General features: G+C 52.1%; 14 protein-coding genes. All 14 read left to right on the top strand.

Going from position 1 to position 15,849, the window contains the following annotated elements:
* Positions 1-155: 155 nt before the first annotated feature.
* The 14 genes from cbiD to cbiB all read left to right on the top strand — a co-directional run bounded on the left by cbiD (position 156) and on the right by cbiB (position 15,839).
* Positions 156-1,244 (top strand): cobalt-precorrin-5B (C(1))-methyltransferase CbiD, encoded by a 1,089-nt coding sequence (cbiD, locus tag HNP82_RS15305; protein ID WP_183776145.1) that lies wholly within the window; start codon positions 156-158, stop codon positions 1,242-1,244.
* Positions 1,241-2,494, top strand: coding sequence for a precorrin-6y C5,15-methyltransferase (decarboxylating) subunit CbiE (cbiE, locus tag HNP82_RS15300; protein WP_183776144.1), 1,254 nt, complete (start codon positions 1,241-1,243; stop codon positions 2,492-2,494). The genes cbiD and cbiE overlap by 4 nt, the downstream gene beginning before the upstream one ends.
* A 34-nt stretch (positions 2,495-2,528) precedes the next feature.
* Positions 2,529-3,233 (top strand): precorrin-2 C(20)-methyltransferase, encoded by a 705-nt coding sequence (gene cobI, locus HNP82_RS15295; protein WP_183776143.1) that lies wholly within the window; start codon positions 2,529-2,531, stop codon positions 3,231-3,233.
* Positions 3,230-4,021: a precorrin-4 C(11)-methyltransferase gene (gene cobM, locus HNP82_RS15290; RefSeq protein WP_183776142.1), complete on the top strand. Its 792-nt coding sequence runs from the start codon at positions 3,230-3,232 to the stop codon at positions 4,019-4,021. The genes cobI and cobM overlap by 4 nt, the downstream gene beginning before the upstream one ends.
* Positions 4,018-5,103 carry a cobalt-precorrin 5A hydrolase gene (locus HNP82_RS15285; protein ID WP_183776141.1) on the top strand — a complete coding sequence of 362 codons (1,086 nt, stop codon included), beginning with the start codon at positions 4,018-4,020 and terminating at the stop codon, positions 5,101-5,103. The genes cobM and HNP82_RS15285 overlap by 4 nt, the downstream gene beginning before the upstream one ends.
* A gap of 6 nt (positions 5,104-5,109) precedes the next feature.
* A complete protein-coding gene (gene hemA / locus HNP82_RS15280; RefSeq protein ID WP_183776140.1) occupies positions 5,110-6,342 on the top strand; it encodes a glutamyl-tRNA reductase in 1,233 nt (410 codons plus the stop codon).
* An 81-nt stretch (positions 6,343-6,423) separates the two neighbouring features.
* Positions 6,424-7,158: a precorrin-3B C(17)-methyltransferase gene (gene cobJ, locus HNP82_RS15275; RefSeq protein WP_183776138.1), complete on the top strand. Its 735-nt coding sequence runs from the start codon at positions 6,424-6,426 to the stop codon at positions 7,156-7,158.
* A gap of 16 nt (positions 7,159-7,174) precedes the next feature.
* Complete coding sequence (locus HNP82_RS15270) at positions 7,175-7,810, top strand: precorrin-2 dehydrogenase/sirohydrochlorin ferrochelatase family protein (RefSeq protein WP_183776136.1); 636 nt, start codon at positions 7,175-7,177, stop codon at positions 7,808-7,810.
* Entirely contained in the window at positions 7,797-10,259 is a 2,463-nt protein-coding gene (gene cobA, locus HNP82_RS15265) for a uroporphyrinogen-III C-methyltransferase (protein ID WP_183776134.1), read from the top strand. Before HNP82_RS15270 ends, cobA begins: the two co-directional genes overlap by 14 nt.
* A gap of 30 nt (positions 10,260-10,289) precedes the next feature.
* Positions 10,290-11,267 carry a porphobilinogen synthase gene (gene hemB, locus HNP82_RS15260; RefSeq protein ID WP_183776132.1) on the top strand — a complete coding sequence of 326 codons (978 nt, stop codon included), beginning with the start codon at positions 10,290-10,292 and terminating at the stop codon, positions 11,265-11,267.
* 3 nt (positions 11,268-11,270) lie between these two features.
* Positions 11,271-12,572 (top strand): glutamate-1-semialdehyde 2,1-aminomutase, encoded by a 1,302-nt coding sequence (gene hemL, locus HNP82_RS15255; protein WP_183776130.1) that lies wholly within the window; start codon positions 11,271-11,273, stop codon positions 12,570-12,572.
* 16 nt (positions 12,573-12,588) lie between these two features.
* Positions 12,589-13,422: a precorrin-6A reductase gene (gene cobK / locus HNP82_RS15250; RefSeq protein ID WP_183776128.1), complete on the top strand. Its 834-nt coding sequence runs from the start codon at positions 12,589-12,591 to the stop codon at positions 13,420-13,422.
* Between the two features lie 22 nt (positions 13,423-13,444).
* Positions 13,445-14,896 (top strand): cobyrinate a,c-diamide synthase, encoded by a 1,452-nt coding sequence (locus HNP82_RS15245; protein ID WP_183776126.1) that lies wholly within the window; start codon positions 13,445-13,447, stop codon positions 14,894-14,896.
* A complete protein-coding gene (gene cbiB, locus HNP82_RS15240; RefSeq protein WP_183776124.1) occupies positions 14,883-15,839 on the top strand; it encodes an adenosylcobinamide-phosphate synthase CbiB in 957 nt (318 codons plus the stop codon). The genes HNP82_RS15245 and cbiB overlap by 14 nt, the downstream gene beginning before the upstream one ends.
* Positions 15,840-15,849 lie beyond the last annotated feature (10 nt).

Genomic DNA, 15,849 nt, shown 5'->3' with positions numbered 1-15,849 from the left:
AACTCTCTAAATTATAATAATACAAAATCGGTCAATATACCAGAACTTTTGCAAATTTTATTGGGATTGTAGGACGGAAGCTTGTGTAACAATAAAATATAAGATATAATAGCGTCAGTTAAAAAGGGATTCATTTTGGAAACGGCAGGTTGGTTATGGAGAAAAAACTCAGGGAAGGTATTACTACAGGGAGCTGCGCCGCAGGAGCTGCTCTCGCCAGCGTACTCTGGCAGACAAAGGGAAGCTGTCCCAAAGCGGTGAAGATCACTACGCCCTCAGGCAGGGAACTGGAACTAAAAATTGATCTACTGAAAGATGGATGGTGCGGTGTTGTCAAGGATAGCGGCGATGACCCGGATGTGACAGACGGGTGCGTGGTGGCGGCTAAAGTTGAGATAACACCGGGCACAGAGGTGCTGGAGCAAGATCATGAGTCCAGTATTTCTTTTAAGGCAGGGGAGGGAGTGGGTACTGTGACTTTGCCGGGGCTTAAACTTCCGCCGGGGGAGCCGGCCATTAACCCGGTGCCGCGGCAGATGATTGCCGGCGCCATAAGGCCCTACCTTAATGGCCGGGACGCCTGTGTCACCGTAAGTATTCCCGGAGGGGAAGAACTGGCAAAAAAGACCTTTAACAGCCGGGTGGGGGTAGAGGGCGGTCTGTCTGTCCTTGGAACCACCGGCATTGTCCGCCCTATGAGCGAGGAGGCTATGAAAGATTCTCTCGCCCTGGAGATGAAGGTGAAAGTCAGTCAGGGGAACCGGCGCCTTGTCTTTGTGCCCGGAGCTGGGGGCGAAAAGGCGGCAAAGGCTCTCTGGGGCCGGGATCTGTGCTGCGTCCTCGTGAGCAACTATATCGGTTTTATGTTGGATGAAGCTTTGAATCTTGGCGTGGAGGGAATTGTCGTGGCCGGTTTTGCGGGAAAACTGGTCAAGCTGGCGGCGGATATTATGAATACTCACAGCCATGTGGCTGACGGGCGGAGAGAGACTTTGTGTACATTTGCCGCTTTGACTGGGGCTCCCACAGCGCTCATTAAAAAAATTTACGACAGTCTTACCGTCCAGGGGGCTATGGACGTAATCAAAGAGGCGGGATACAGCCATATATGGCAGGATATCGCCCGGACCGGGGCGAAAAAATGTATGATGCGCCTTCAGAATCAGATTCCCGTGGCTGTGGTTCTTCTGGATGGATCGGGACAGATTCTTGGAAAAAGTCAGAATGTGGAGGATATTTTATGAATCAGCTTTGGATCATCGGAGGAGGTCCGGGAAATGAAAAATATGTGCTGCCCCAGGCCGCCCAGGCCATCGAGGAGGCGGATTTTATCTTTGCCGACAGGCGTTATCTTCATCTTGTCCATCACAGCCGGAGGGAGCCCTTCGGAACCATATCCGGGGTGGTAGAGGCTATTGAGCGGCGGCTGGAAACAGGAACAGTTGGGGTTGTGGTTTCTGGAAATCCTCTTTTTTACAGCCTGACTAAAATCCTCCTCTCCCATTTTTCTAAGGAGCAGATCCAGATCATTCCGGGACTTGGATCTCTGGATTATTTTGCGGCTAAATGTAAAAAAAATACAGAAAAAGGGGCTTTTTTCAGCGCCCACGGGAGAGCGCTGTCTATGGATGAGATCTTGGATGTCCTGGATGGGGGGCGGGACGTGTATATGCTCTGTGACGGGGAACATGGGCCGGACTGGCTGGCCGGCCGGCTTTGCGACCGGGGCCGCGGCGATCTTGCCATGGCTGCCGGGACAGATCTGAGCTATGACAGCGAGACTATTGTTCATGGGACTGCCCTGGAAATATCCCGCCAGACTTTTGGGCCTTTAAGTGTGGCGGCAGTTTTTCCGGAAAAAGGAGAGGATAAAAGGGCCGGGGAAGGGGCAAAAGCTACAGCCCTCCTTAAAGACAGTTCTTTTATCCGGGGAAAGGTACCTATGACCAAAGAGGAGCTTCGCTGGATCGTCGCGGGAAAGCTGGAACTTCGCCCCGGAAGTATTGTCTGGGATATCGGAGCGGGTACCGGCTCCGTTGGCGCGGAGTGTGCCAGACTTTTGAAAGCCGTGGGCGGGGGACAGGTTTATTGTGTGGAGCGAAGTTTCCAGGGTTGTGATCTGATTTTAGAAAATAAAAATAAATTTGGTTTAAACAATGTTGAAATCTGCCATGGGGAGGCATTGGACTGTATGTCATCATTGCCTGCGCCCACCCATGTTTTTATCGGCGGTTCGGGGAGAACCTTAAAGGAAATCCTTGAACATATCCGCGCCATCGGACCGGATATACGTGTCCTTGTCTCCTGCGTCACTTTAGAGACGCTGACCATGACCTTGGACTCCTTTGAGACGCTGAATTTTCAATCGGTGGATGTGGTTCAGGTTTTAGTTTCCAGGAGTAAGGCACTTGGCAGTTACCATGTGATGGAGAGTGGCTATCCGGTGACTCTGTGCAGCGGAATCACGCCAAAACTAGGGATTTTTGATGGCTGAACTTTTACATAAAATATTGCAGAAGGGAGAAATTATGTCAGGTATTTTGTACGGTATCGGCGTTGGTCCGGGGGACGGACAATTGCTGACGATCAGAGCTTACCGGCTGCTTACCGGAGCAAAAGTGATCGCCGTCCCCGTGAAAAAATATGGCGAGAGCAGCAGGGCTTTAAATATTATCCGGGAGACGGTGGATGTGGCGGGAAAAACCATTGTGGAGCTGGAATTTCCTATGGCCCGCCAAAAGTCTGTCCTTGAGGAGAGCCACAAAATGGCGGCGCGAAAAATCAGCGCCTGGCTGGATCAGGGGGAAGATGTAATGCTGATCACTTTAGGGGACGTGTCCGTCTACAGCACATGTACCTATGTTTTAGACAAGATCCGCCAGATGGGATATCCCATCCGGATCATTCCGGGAATTCCCTCTTTTTGCAGCGGTGCCGCTCTGGCCGGACTGTCTTTGGCGGAGGGGGATGAAAAGCTGGCGGTGCTGTCCTCCCTGGGGGAGTCTTCTGAGATTGAGAAAATTCTTGATGATTTTGATAATGTGGTGCTTATGAAAGCCGGGAGGCAGATGGAGAACATTGAAAAGATCCTTGAAGAAAAAGGACTTTTGAAAAATGCCACGGTCATTTGCAACGCCGGTATGGAAGATATGTATATCGGGCCTGTGGATGGAAGTCGGGAATACGGCTATTTTACTACTCTTATTGTGAAGAAAGGAAGTCGGGAGTTATGATTTATTTTATCGGTGCCGGTCCCGGAGACCCGGAGCTTTTAACAATTAAAGGGAAAAAGATTATTGACCGGGCGGATGTGATCATTTATGCCGGATCTTTAGTCAACGCTCAGGTCCTTGAAGGGCGAAAACCTCAGGCCAAGGTGTACAACAGCGCCTATATGCATCTGGAGGAAGTCCTGGATATTATGATAAAAAGTTGGAAGGAAGGGCTTGAGGTTGCAAGGGTCCACACCGGGGATCCTTCGGTTTTCGGGGCCATACGGGAGCAGATGGACGCCCTGGATCAGGAGGGGATCGCCTATGAGGTCATTCCCGGTGTCAGTTCGTTTTTAGGAGCGGCGGCAAGCCTGAAAAAAGAATATACGCTTCCTGGAGTCAGCCAGACAGTGATCCTGACCCGCATGGAAGGACGCACTCCGGTGCCGGATAAAGAGCAGATCGCAAGGCTCGCCGCCCATCAGTCCACTATGATCATTTTTCTAAGCGTGAGTATGATCCGGACACTTTGCGAAACTCTTGCCGCTCACTACCCAGTGAATACCCCTGTAGCTGTGGTCTACAAAGCCACCTGGCCTGACGAAAAGATTGTCCGGGGAACCCTTAAAGATATTGCCCAAAAGGTGGAGCAGGCAGGGATTACAAAGACCGCTCTGATCCTTGTGGGGGAGTTCCTTGGAGATTCCTATCAGTTGTCCAAATTATATGATAAGACCTTTTCCACAGAATTTCGACGGGGCATAGGCCCGGATGAGCAGGAAAAAGACAGGGCGGTGGGAGAAAAATGAAGCTGGCCTATTTTTCCCTGACGCCGGGGGGCGACGCTCTTTGTTATCAGCTTGCCCAAGTTCTTCCGGGGGAGGTAGTGACCCGCCAATCCTTAAAGGATCAGGGGCTGTCCTTTTCCAACAAAGTGAGGGAACTGTGGCCGGCTCTGGACGGTTTTATTTTTGTCATGGCTGCCGGGATCGTTGTCAGGACCATCGCCCCGCTGATCACATCCAAAGATCAGGATCCGGCTGTAGTTGTCATGGATAGCCGGGGAAATTTTGCTGTCAGTCTTTTGTCCGGACATCTGGGCGGCGCCAACGATCTGGCACGGAATATGGCCGGGATCACCGGGGGACAGCCGGTGATCACTACAGGGACCGATGTGGAACAGACGCTGGCTTTTGACCTGTTTGCCAGGGAAAACCATATGGAGATCGAAAATCTTGAAGCTATGAAATATGTCAGCGGGGCGATGATCGCAAAAGAGCCCGTTCATGTATGGTGTCCCTGGAGGCAGGAGTGGGATTTTCCAGAAAATGTACATCTTCATATAAAAGACCTTGACTGGGATACAGAGGAAAAAGACCATACCCCCGGTGTGTTTATCGGTCAGACCTGGGATGAGGAAGGGCTGGAGCTTGATCGGGAGCGGACGGTCTTTTTAAGGCCCTGCGACCTGTTTGTGGGCGTGGGATGTAAAAAGAATGTGGATCCGGAAGAAATGGAAAAGGCATTTTTAGATTTCCTCAATAAAAATGGTGTGACTGTCGGGCAGGTGGCGGCTGTTGCCACCATTCCCTTAAAAAAGGAGGAGCCGGCCATTACAAAACTGTGTCAGACATTTTCTATCAGGAAGATTTTTATAGACAGTGAGCCGATCAACGCCCTGGAGAGCCAGGGAAAGGTAGGTGTCAGCGAATTTGTACGGTCGGTCACAGGCGTCGCTTCAGTCAGCGAAGGATGCGCCCTGTCAGGGGCCGCCGGCAAAGATCTTATAAAAAAAGATAAAGATGTATTTGAGAGCCGTCTGGTCTGCCAAAAGACCAGGTATCCGGGCATAACCTTTGCCCTGGCCCAGCGGCGTCACAGAAAGGCATGAAACATCGTGAGTATACAATTGATCAGTATCAGCCATAAGACAGCTCCTCTTAATGTGAGGGAAAAGTTCGCGTTTACGCCCCAGCAGCAGGCGTCCATCCTTGAGGAGCTTTACAGTTGGGTTTTTATCAGCGAATGTGTTATTATTAGTACATGCAACCGTACGGAAGTGTATTTGTGGAGCGAAAATAAAGAAAAGGAGCGGGAGATATTTGAATATACCCAGGGGGTTCTTTTAAGGAGCGCAGGTCTTGAAAATATGGCGGATGTCGGACATATTTTCCGCTTTTACAGTGGGGATAAGGCCATCCACCATTTGTTTTTAGTGGCCAGCGGGCTGGATTCCATGGTCATCGGGGAGGACCAGATTTTAGGACAGGTAAAAGAGGCCCATCAGTTCGCCGCAAAGATTAAAACTTGCGGAACTTACATGAATACGTTTTTCAGATACAGCGTTACTGCGGCGAAAAAAGTAAAAACGGACACCGCCCTCTCTAAAACGCCTATATCTACAGCCATTATCTGTATCCGGGCCGCCCAAAGTTATCTCGGTACTCTGGACGATAAAAATATTATGATTATCGGTGCCAGCGGAAAGATCGGCTCCATTGTCAAAAAGAATCTGCTGTCGGATTATAAAGCCAGAGTTTTTGTGACTACAAGGGACGGAAATCTGGAAAATTCCCAGGGTGTCTTTAATCACGGCAGGGATACGGTTTATTATACTTATATCCCCTACGAAAAGCGCTATGAATATCTGGCAGATATGGATGTGGTTATTAGCGCCACGTCAAGCCCTCACTATACTCTGACTTATGATTCTGTGGAAAAGTGCCTGGTGTTCGGCCAGGATAAAGAACATGTCAAGCCCAGAGCCTTTATGGATCTGGCGGTTCCACTGGATATCGAGAGCCGTATCGGCTCCCTGCCGGGGGTGATGTGCAGTAATATTGATGATTTTGGTAAAACAGCCCGGACAAACAATGCCGTCCGCCTGAAAGAGGCCGATAGCGCCCGACAGATTCTTGAAGAGTATGAGACGGCTTTTAAAAAGTGGATGATCTTTCAGCAGTCGTTAAAAATAATGGAATACACCAAGGGCGAAATTTTAAAAGAAGGGGATCAAAAAGGCATGGAAAAGGCCCTCAGCCACTTTTTTTACCGGGTGCGGGAGAGCGCTTCGCCGGATCAGCTTGAAGTCTTTATGGAATGCCTGAAATCCCAGTGTCACAGCAGCTAATATGCCGCCGTTAGGCGGCAGTATCACAATGAAAGCACCCTCTGTCTCTCTTTGAGACAGGTTTTCATATAGGAGAATATTATGGCAAAATTATATGTGGTAGGTTTTGGACCCGGAGGGTATGAAGATATGACCCACCGGGCGGTGTCCGCCATTGAGGCGGCAGACGTGGTGATGGGCTACACCACTTATATTGAAATGCTGGAACCCTACTTTAAAAATAAAAATTTTTTCAGTACCCCAATGACTAAGGAACTGGACCGGTGCCGCATGGCCCTTGAAGAAGCCGACAAGGGGAAAACTGTGGCCATGGTCAGCAGCGGCGACAGCGGCGTTTACGGCATGGCCGGAGTGATCCTACAGATGGCACAGGATTACCATGTGGATGTGGAGATCGTCCCCGGAGTGACGGCGGCCAGCGCTGCCGCCGCAATTTTAGGTGCGCCTTTGATGCATGATTTCGCAGTGATCAGTTTAAGCGATTTGATGACGCCTCTGGAAAAGATCATGAAGCGGGTGGAGTACGCCGCCCTGAGCGATTTTGTTATTTGCCTCTACAACCCTAAAAGCCGGAAACGCACTGAGTATGTGGCCATGACGGCGGATATTATCGGGAAGATTCATGGGGAGGATGTCCCTGCGGGTATTGTCCGCAATGCGGGGCGTCCGGGAGAAAGTTATACCATCACATCGGTGGGACAGCTTAAAGAGGCTGACATAGATATGTTTTCACTGGTCATTATCGGAAATTCTTCCACCTATGTTCAGGATGGGAGAATGATCACTCCGAGAGGCTATAAATTGGAACAGTCCTGAGAAAGGAGCATGGCCCATGGCATTATTTCCCATGTTTGTTAATATCCGGGGCAGGTACTGCCTGGTCCTTGGCGGAGGCTGTGTGGCTCTGAGAAAGATCCGCACTCTCCTTCTGGCCGGAGGGGAAGTCCATGTCTGTTCCAGAGAATATGCGCCGCCCCTCACAGAGATGGCGGCGGAGGGGAAAGTCTTTTTTGAAGGGGCGGACGCGCTGGAGGAATGTCTCTCAAAAGCTTTTTTGGTGGTATGCGCCGCCAGTGACCAAAATTTTAATGAGAGGATTGCCCGCTTGTGCCAGAGTCGGCGTATTCCTGTCAATTGTGCCACCTCCGAAAAACTGTCCACCTTTATCTTTCCCTCAGTGGTCATGTCCGGCCCTGTGGCTGTGGGGATTTGTGTGGATCCGCCGGCGCCCTCCCTGTCCGCCCATATCCGCCGGGAAATTGAAAGCTTTCTTCCGGAGTGGTACGGGCCTTTGGGGGAAGAACTGGGAAAGCTTCGCGTATTGCTGCGCCCTATGGTGGCTTCGGGGGAATGCCGGAGACGGATCATGGAGCGGCTGACCGATTACGGGCTGGAACATCAGGGACATATCCCCATGACGGTATTTTATAATTTCATTGAAGAGGAAGAGCAAAATGAAGATCATTAAGGCAGGAACACGCAAAAGCCTTCTGGCTCTTGTGCAGACACAGATCATTATAGATAAGATCAGGAAAAAGTTTCCGGAAATTTCCGTGGACATTGTCCCTATTTCCACAAAAGGGGATGAGCATTTAAACCGAACCCTGGACAGCTTCGGAGGCAAGGGCGTGTTCACTAAAGAGTTGGATGAGCAACTTTTAGACGGCTCCATTGATATTGCCGTCCACAGCGCCAAAGATATGCCCACACACCTTCCCCACGGGCTTATGATCGGCGCCGTGGGAAAGCGGGAGTGTTTTGGGGATGTGCTGGCAGTGTGCCGGGACCGTTTTCCCCATCTTTCTCAGGGGGATATCCCTTCCCTGCCGGAAGGATTTGTGGCAGGGACAGGGAGCCTTCGGCGGTCTTTAGCCCTGTCAAAGCTAAATCCGGGAATAAGGCCCGCTCCCATCCGGGGCAATGTCCAGACACGGCTTATGAAACTTAAATCCGGGGCCTATGACGGCATTATCCTGGCCCAGGCCGGTATCCGCCGGCTTTTGGACAATCAGGCCAAAGTGGATGGGGCCGGTATTGCCGATGATTTTGACTACAGCCCCTTCTCATTTATTCCTATAGATATCCGGGACATGCTGCCTGCGGCTGGGCAGGGCCTTTTGGCGGTGGAGTGCCGCTGCGGCGATGAAGAAATTTTAGAGATCCTCTCCGCCGTTAATGATACCGAGAGCGCCCTTTCCCTTGAGGCGGAGCGCGGTTTTTTGCAGGCCATCGGCGGCGGATGCAACGCCCCGGCGGCGGCCTTCACAAAAGTGTGGCAGGGGCAGATTTTTATGGATGCCATGTATGCTGCCAACGGACAGAATATGGAAAAAATCTGGGGCAGCGCCCCTGTGGATCAGGCAAAGGAATTGGGACAGGATATGGCCCGCCGTCTGGTCCGCAAAGATATCCCCTCTCCCGGACGGGTTTTTCTCATCGGCGCCGGACCGGGGGATGAGGGGCTGATGAGTGTTAAAGGACTGGCCCGTCTTGGGGAGGCGGATGTTATTGTGTACGATCATCTGGCATCTCCGGGATTTCTCAATGAGGCTAGAGATGACGCCCGCCTCGTCTATGCCGGGAAAGTGGCGGGCAGTCACTATTTAAAGCAGGATGAAATCAGCTGTCTGCTGGTGCGCTATGCCAGGGAAGGCAAGACAGTGGCCCGTCTGAAAGGGGGCGACGTCTTTGTTTTCGGGCGGGGATCTGAGGAGGGTGAGGCCCTCTGTGAGGCCGGCATTGAATTTGAGGTGATCCCCGGCATTTCCTCGGCTTACGCGGTACCGGCCTATGCGGGGATTCCGGTGACCCACCGGGGGCTGGCCTCCGCTTTTCATGTGATCACTGGCCATGAAGATGAGACGAAATGCCGCCTTTCTCTGGATTATAATATTCTGGCAAAAGAAGAGGGAACCCTTGTTTTTTTAATGGGTCTTAAAAATCTTGAGGACATTGCCCGGCGGCTTGTTGAGGGCGGAAAAGACCCGGCCACCCCGGCGGCAGTGATTCAGTCCGGAACAACCTCCCGTCAGAAAGTGGCGCTGGCGCCTCTGGCCTCCATCTGGGAGGAAGCGCAAAAACAGGGGATAAAGACGCCGGCCATTACTGTTGTGGGGCCGGTGGCGGACCTTGAAAAGACCCTGTCCTGGTATGGAAAGGGGCCGATGTGGGGAAAGAATGTTTTGCTGACAGGATCAAGATCTATGACCCGCCTTATGGCGAAGGCTTTTGAGAATGAAGGGGCCCAGCCTATACCATTTTCCCTGATACGCACCGTCCCGTCAGAGGGCGTGGAGATTGACTCAGTCTATGAGACCCTGGAAAGGTGGACATGGGCTGTATTTACAAGCCGCAATGGTGTTGAAACTTTCTTTGAAGGGATGAAGGAGCGGCAGGTGGATGTCCGCCGCCTGGCCGGCCTTAAATTTGCCGCTATTGGGCAGGGGACGGCCAGAGCTTTGCTGGAGTATGGAATTGTGTGTGATTATGTACCCCAGGTCTTTACAAGCGAGGCCATGTCCAAAGACTGGGTGCCATTGCTGTGTCCCGGCGATCGGGTACTCCTTTTGCGGGCCCGCCAGGCGTCCAAAGTTTTGGAAGATGCCCTTGAGGCGGCGGGGATTTCCTATAAGGCTGCGGCATTATACGAGATCTGTCCGGACTGGCGCAAGGCAGGAGAACTGAACCGGCTGCTGGATGAGACGGATTACATTACACTGTGCAGCGCCTCGGCGGCCAGGGCTCTGTGCCAGATGGCGGGGGCGAAAAGGGTTAATGATTGCCCTGCCAGAGTAGTGTGCATCGGCCCCGTCACCTGCCGTCAGGCTATAGAGGAAGGTCTTGCTGTGGATCTGACGGCCCAGACTTATGATACGCAGGGGATGATCCGGGCCATTCTTAAAGATTTGCAAAAGTAAAAGTAACAGTTTGTAAACGGAGATGATACTATGGAAATTTTGCGCAGGCCAAGACGGCTGCGGGCCACAAAGGCTATACGTGATCTTGTACATGAGACGGATCTTCATGTGTCGGATCTGATTTATCCGGTATTTGTTGTGGAGGGGGAGCATATTAAAGAGGAAATCCCTTCCATGCCGGGAATTTTTCATTATTCTTTAGACACTTTTCAGGAGCATTTAAAAGAAATCGCCGTCTCAGGGGTAAAGTCTGTGATCTTTTTCGGCGTGCCTGACCACAAAGACGAGGTAGGAAGCGGCGCCTACGACGATGAGGGAATTGTACAGAGAGCCCTTCGCCTGACAAAATCTTTATATCCGGAGCTGATCTGCATAGCAGATATCTGTCTGTGTGAATACACAAGCCACGGACACTGCGGCCTTGTCAAAGACGGCTGCGTCCTTAACGACCCTACTCTGGAGCTTTTATCAAAGGCGGCATTAAGCTGCGCCAGAGCCGGTGCAGATATTGTGGCTCCTTCTGACATGATGGACGGGCGTATCGGCCATATGCGCCGCACCCTGGATGGGGCGGGCTTTGAAAATACCCTGATTATGGCCTACAGCATTAAATACGCTTCGGCTTTTTACGGACCTTTCCGGGAAGCCGCAGACAGCGCCCCCGCCTTTGGCGACCGCCGCTCCTACCAGATGGACTGGCGCAATAAAAAAGAAGCCATTGTGGAGGCAGCCCTGGATGTGGAGGAAGGGGCGGATATTCTTATGGTCAAGCCGGCTCTGGCCTATCTGGACATGGTTAAGACCATCAGCGACCGCTTTGACCTGCCCCTGTGTACTTACAGTGTCAGCGGGGAATATTCCATGATGAAGGCGGCTGCCTTAAATGGCTGGATCAATGAAAAATCCGTGGTCATGGAAAGTATGACGGCCATGAAGCGGGCCGGGGCAAAGATGATCATCACCTACTACGCCCTGGATATTGCCCGGTGGCTTATAGAGGAGGCTTAAAAGATGAATACGGAAAAAAGCACAGAAATGTTTTCTGTGGCCGGAAATCTCATGCCCGGCGGCGTCAACAGCCCGGTGCGGGCATACAGGGCTGTGGGGATGACGCCCCGGTTTATTGACCGGGCAAAGGGATGTGAAATTTACGATGTGGACGGCAACGCCTATATTGATTATGTAGGGTCCTGGGGGCCGATGATTTTCGGCCACGCTGTCCCTGAGGTGGTGGAGGCCATCTGCGGGGCCGCCCGGCGGGGAACAAGCTTTGGAGCCCCCACTGAGGGGGAAAATCTTTTAGCTCAGATGATCATTGACATGGTGCCCTGCGCCGAGATGGTCCGCCTGGTCAATTCCGGGACAGAGGCGGTGATGAGCGCTGTGCGGGCGGCCAGAGGTTTTACCGGACGGGATCTGATCGTCAAGTTTGAGGGCTGCTATCACGGACACAGCGACGGCCTTTTAGTTAAAGCCGGCTCCGGTCTTTTGACGGAAAATGTCCCCACATCCGCCGGCGTTCCCAAAGCATTCGCCGCGGCCACCCTCACCGCCGATTACAATGACCGGGAGAGTGTGGAAAAGATTTTTAAAGAGTACGGCCCAAATATTGCCGCCCTTATTGTAGAGCCTGTGGCGGCCAACATGGGCGTTGTGGCGCCAAAACCGGGATTTTTACAGTTTTTGCGCAAGATCACTGCAGAATATGGCACAGTGCTTATTTTTGACGAGGTGATCACCGGTTTTCGTCTGGCTCCCGGAGGGGCCCAGGAATATTACGGCGTGACGCCGGATATGGCCACCCTTGGAAAGATTGTGGGTGGAGGCATGCCTATGGCCGCCTACTGCGGAAGAGGAGATATTATGTCCACAGTATCCCCCTCAGGGCCGGTATATCAGGCCGGCACATTGTCAGGCAACCCTGTGGCTGTGGCTGCCGGGCTGGCTACATTAAAGAAGATTCGGGAAGATGTGGGACTTTATGACCGTCTGGAGGAAAAAGGCCGTGTGCTGGAGAAAGCTTTTACAGACGCCATTGACCGGTATAAGATTCCGGCCTGTATCAACCGGGTGGGATCTTTAATGTCTGTATTTTTCACAGAAGGGCCGGTGGAGACTTACGGAGACGTAGAAAAATCGGATCTGACCATGTTTAAAAAATATTTTGCTTCCATGTTGGAGGACGATATTTATATTGCTCCCTCCCAGTTTGAAGCTATGTTTCTTAGCGATGCCCACAGTCAGGAAGCCCTAAACCGGACAGTCCGGGCCATTGATCGGGCATTTTCGACTCTCCCAGGGGCAGAAGTGTAACTGTGGGGGATGGATTGTGAAGACTGTATCTGAGAAGAGTGAAACTGTAAAATCTGAAGCTGTGGACGGTGTTGTGATTGCCGGAACAACAGAGGGGCGCCAGGTTCTTGAACTGCTAAACCGAAAGTCTCTTTCTATGGCGGCCACGGTGGCTACCGAGACAGGCGCTCAGGCTCTTTCCGGGGCTTTTGCCATTGAAAAGACGAAAATTTATACCGGCCGGAGGGATGAAGAGGGCTTTGCCATGTTATTTCGCAAGCTTCGCCCCAGGTTTGTCGTGGACGCCAGCCATCCTTTTGCCGGCCAGGTCAGCCGCACCGTTCTTAAAGTGTGCCGGGACCTTAAAATACCCTGCCTTCGCTATGTGCGGAGGGAAGAGGCGTGGGAGGATGGCGGCAAAGTTCAGATTTTAACGGCGGCGGACGCCGGTGAGGCGGCAGATATGCTTTCCCGCATGGAGGGAAATATCCTTTTGACAACGGGAGCCAACACGGCGCCGGTTTATGTCCGGGTCCTGGCAGATTTTAACCAGCGGGCCTATATCCGGGTACTGGATACCCCTTCTTCGGCCCAGGCATGTCTGGCGGCGGGAATTGACCCGTCCCGTGTGATCTGTGCCAATCCCCCCTTTTCTGTGGAGGATAACACGGCGTTAATCCGCCGGTATCACATTAAAATCCTTGTGACCAAGGACAGCGGAAAGACCGGAGGCGTGGAAGAAAAGCTGAAGGCGGCCGGGATCGCCGGGGCGAAAGTGGTAATGATCCGCCGTCCAGGGGAGGAAAATCAGGATCAGGCGGCGTCCATGGACGAGGTGACCGCCTGGGTGGATCACATTTTATGTGGATGACATTTTACAAGGAGGATGACTGATGAGCCAGAACCGTGTTATGTTTGCGGGAACCGGGAGCGGGTGCGGGAAAACGACGGTGACCTGCGCCATTATGAAGGCGCTTTGCCTTTCAGGGACCGAAGTGCTTCCCTTTAAATGCGGGCCCGACTATATTGACCCGATGTTTCACAGCCATATTACAGGCCGCTCCTGTACAAATCTGGACAGCTTTTTTATGGGGGAAGACGAGCTGTGCTGGCTTATGTCACAAAAGCTTGGAATGTCCGAAAAAACTGAAACGCCTGAAACGTTGTCCCCGACGGATATACATGAGGCGTTCCGGGGAAATGGAAAAAAAATAGGGATTGTAGAAGGGGTTATGGGTCTTTTTGACGGAAAAGGAATGACTTTAACCGGGAGTAGTTTTCTTGTGGCCCTCTGGACCAACACCCCTATCATCCTGGTTGTCAACGCCAGGGGTATGTCCCTGTCATTAGTGGCCATGATCCGGGGGTATGTGGATTTTGCACGGAAATACACAGAGAAATCCCTGGTCCGCGGGGTGATCCTCAATCAGGCAAGTCCCGCCTTGTGCGCCGCCCTGACCCCTGAGATTGAGGCGCAAACCGGCGTTAAGGTGGTGGGGAGTTTTCAGACCCAGGCGGAGGGCACGTTTCAAAGCCGGCACCTGGGCCTTGTGACTGCCGGGGAGATCAAAGACTTAGATGAGCGGATGAAGGCGCTGGCCGTGACCGCCCAGTCATCCATTGATTTAAGTCTGATTAAGGAAATTGCCTCCCAGGCCGCCCCTCTTCCTGATAAGCAGCCGGATTTTGTAAAAAAAATTTGGCATTTCAGGAAGGAAAATGGCGGAAGAAAGATCCGTATGGGGATTGCCATGGATCAGGCATTTTCTTTTTACTATAATACAAATCTGGAACTTTTAGAGGCCCTTGGCGTAACCCTTGTGCCCTTCTCACCGTTAAAGGACAAGTCGCTGCCTGAAAACATTTCCGGCCTTTACATCGGCGGCGGCTACCCGGAGCTTTTTGAAAAAGAGCTGTCCCAAAATGTGTCCCTTCTTTCCCAGATCCGGGAGAAATGGGAGAAGGGGCTGTGTATTCTGGCGGAGTGCGGCGGCTTTATGTACCTTCATGAGCGGATGGACGGATGGCCCATGGCCGGGATCATTCCCGGAAGCTGCGAGATGACAAAAAAACTGGGCCCCTTTGGTTATGTGACCCTGTCCTCCCGGAAGGCGGGGGTTTTCGGCCCTGATGGTACGGCTTTTTTGGGCCACGAGTTTCACTATTCCCGCTCGGAAAATCCCGGAAGTGACTGGGACGTTTCAAAGACAAAGACGCGGACGTGGCAGGAGGGATTTTCATCCCCAGGGATGTATGCCGGATATCCTCATCTGTATTTTTATTCCAATGTGGACGGAATCCAAAATTTTGTAAGAAAAATGAGGGAAATACATGATATTTTTTAAATTGACTATAGGCTATATACTGGATTTGATTTTCGGCGATCCCGCCTGGCTCTATCATCCCATACGCCTTATCGGGAAAATGATCGCCGCAGGAGAAAAAATGACCCGCCGCCTTTTTCCAAAAACCGGGGGCGGGCAGGTGGCTGCCGGGGGCGTTATGGCCGCCGGAGTGGTTCTTCTGAGCTTTTTTATCCCCTGGGGAATATTATGGCTGTGTGAAAAAGTCCATACCGGACTGGCTTTTGTCGTGGAGACTTTCTGGATTTATGAGATTCTGGCGGGGAGATGTCTTCAGACAGAGGCAAGGAAAGTGATGGCCGCCCTGAAAAAAGGGGATATAAAAAAGTCCAGAAAGCTTTTGTCCTACCTGGTGGGGCGGGATACGAAACAACTGGATGAGGGGGAGATCATTAAGGCCACTGTGGAAACAGTGGCGGAAAATACTACCGACGGGGTTATCGCTCCTCTTATTTTTATCGCCATCGGCGGCGCCCCGTTAGGCTTTGCCTACAAAGCTATCAACACTATGGATTCTATGACCGGCTATAAAAATAAACAGTATTTCTTTTTCGGGAGAATCCCCGCGCGGCTGGACGACGCGGCCAATTTCATCCCGGCCCGCATTGCCGGCGTGCTGATGATCGTTGCCGCGGCACTGTGCGGATACAGCGGGCGGGGGGCGGCCCGCATCTTTTTCAGAGACCGGAACCGCCATTTAAGCCCAAACAGCGCCCAGACGGAGAGCGCCTGCGCCGGGGCTCTTGGCCTGTGTCTTGGGGGAACCCACGATTATTTTGGCAAACCGGTAGTTAAGCCCACCATCGGCGATGGGGAGCGGGAGCCTGAACCGGCCCACATCCAGGACGCCTGCCTGCTGATGATGTGTACCTCTTTTTTAGCGGTATTTATACTGAATTTCGGAAAATTTATTATTATGAACTAAGGAGCAGGGA

Origin of the sequence: Catenibacillus scindens, assembly GCF_014202115.1 — a bacterium.
In the GTDB taxonomy this organism is placed as follows: Bacteria; Bacillota; Clostridia; order Lachnospirales; family Lachnospiraceae; genus Catenibacillus; species Catenibacillus scindens.
The sequence above is the reverse complement of the archived record's forward strand: the minus strand, read 5'-3'. Positions and strand labels throughout refer to the sequence as shown.

Excerpts from the sequence above, each read along its gene's own strand:
- cbiD (WP_183776145.1), top strand. The coding sequence starts at position 156 with ATGGAGAAAAAACTCAGGGAAGGTATTACTACAGGGAGCTGCGCCGCA.
- cbiE (WP_183776144.1), top strand. The coding sequence starts at position 1,241 with ATGAATCAGCTTTGGATCATCGGAGGAGGTCCGGGAAATGAAAAATAT.
- cobI (WP_183776143.1), top strand. The coding sequence starts at position 2,529 with ATGTCAGGTATTTTGTACGGTATCGGCGTTGGTCCGGGGGACGGACAA.
- cobM (WP_183776142.1), top strand. The coding sequence starts at position 3,230 with ATGATTTATTTTATCGGTGCCGGTCCCGGAGACCCGGAGCTTTTAACA.
- HNP82_RS15285 (WP_183776141.1), top strand. The coding sequence starts at position 4,018 with ATGAAGCTGGCCTATTTTTCCCTGACGCCGGGGGGCGACGCTCTTTGT.
- cobJ (WP_183776138.1), top strand. The coding sequence starts at position 6,424 with ATGGCAAAATTATATGTGGTAGGTTTTGGACCCGGAGGGTATGAAGAT.
- HNP82_RS15270 (WP_183776136.1), top strand. The coding sequence starts at position 7,175 with ATGGCATTATTTCCCATGTTTGTTAATATCCGGGGCAGGTACTGCCTG.
- cobA (WP_183776134.1), top strand. The coding sequence starts at position 7,797 with ATGAAGATCATTAAGGCAGGAACACGCAAAAGCCTTCTGGCTCTTGTG.
- hemB (WP_183776132.1), top strand. The coding sequence starts at position 10,290 with ATGGAAATTTTGCGCAGGCCAAGACGGCTGCGGGCCACAAAGGCTATA.
- hemL (WP_183776130.1), top strand. The coding sequence starts at position 11,271 with ATGAATACGGAAAAAAGCACAGAAATGTTTTCTGTGGCCGGAAATCTC.
- HNP82_RS15245 (WP_183776126.1), top strand. The coding sequence starts at position 13,445 with ATGAGCCAGAACCGTGTTATGTTTGCGGGAACCGGGAGCGGGTGCGGG.
- cbiB (WP_183776124.1), top strand. The coding sequence starts at position 14,883 with ATGATATTTTTTAAATTGACTATAGGCTATATACTGGATTTGATTTTC.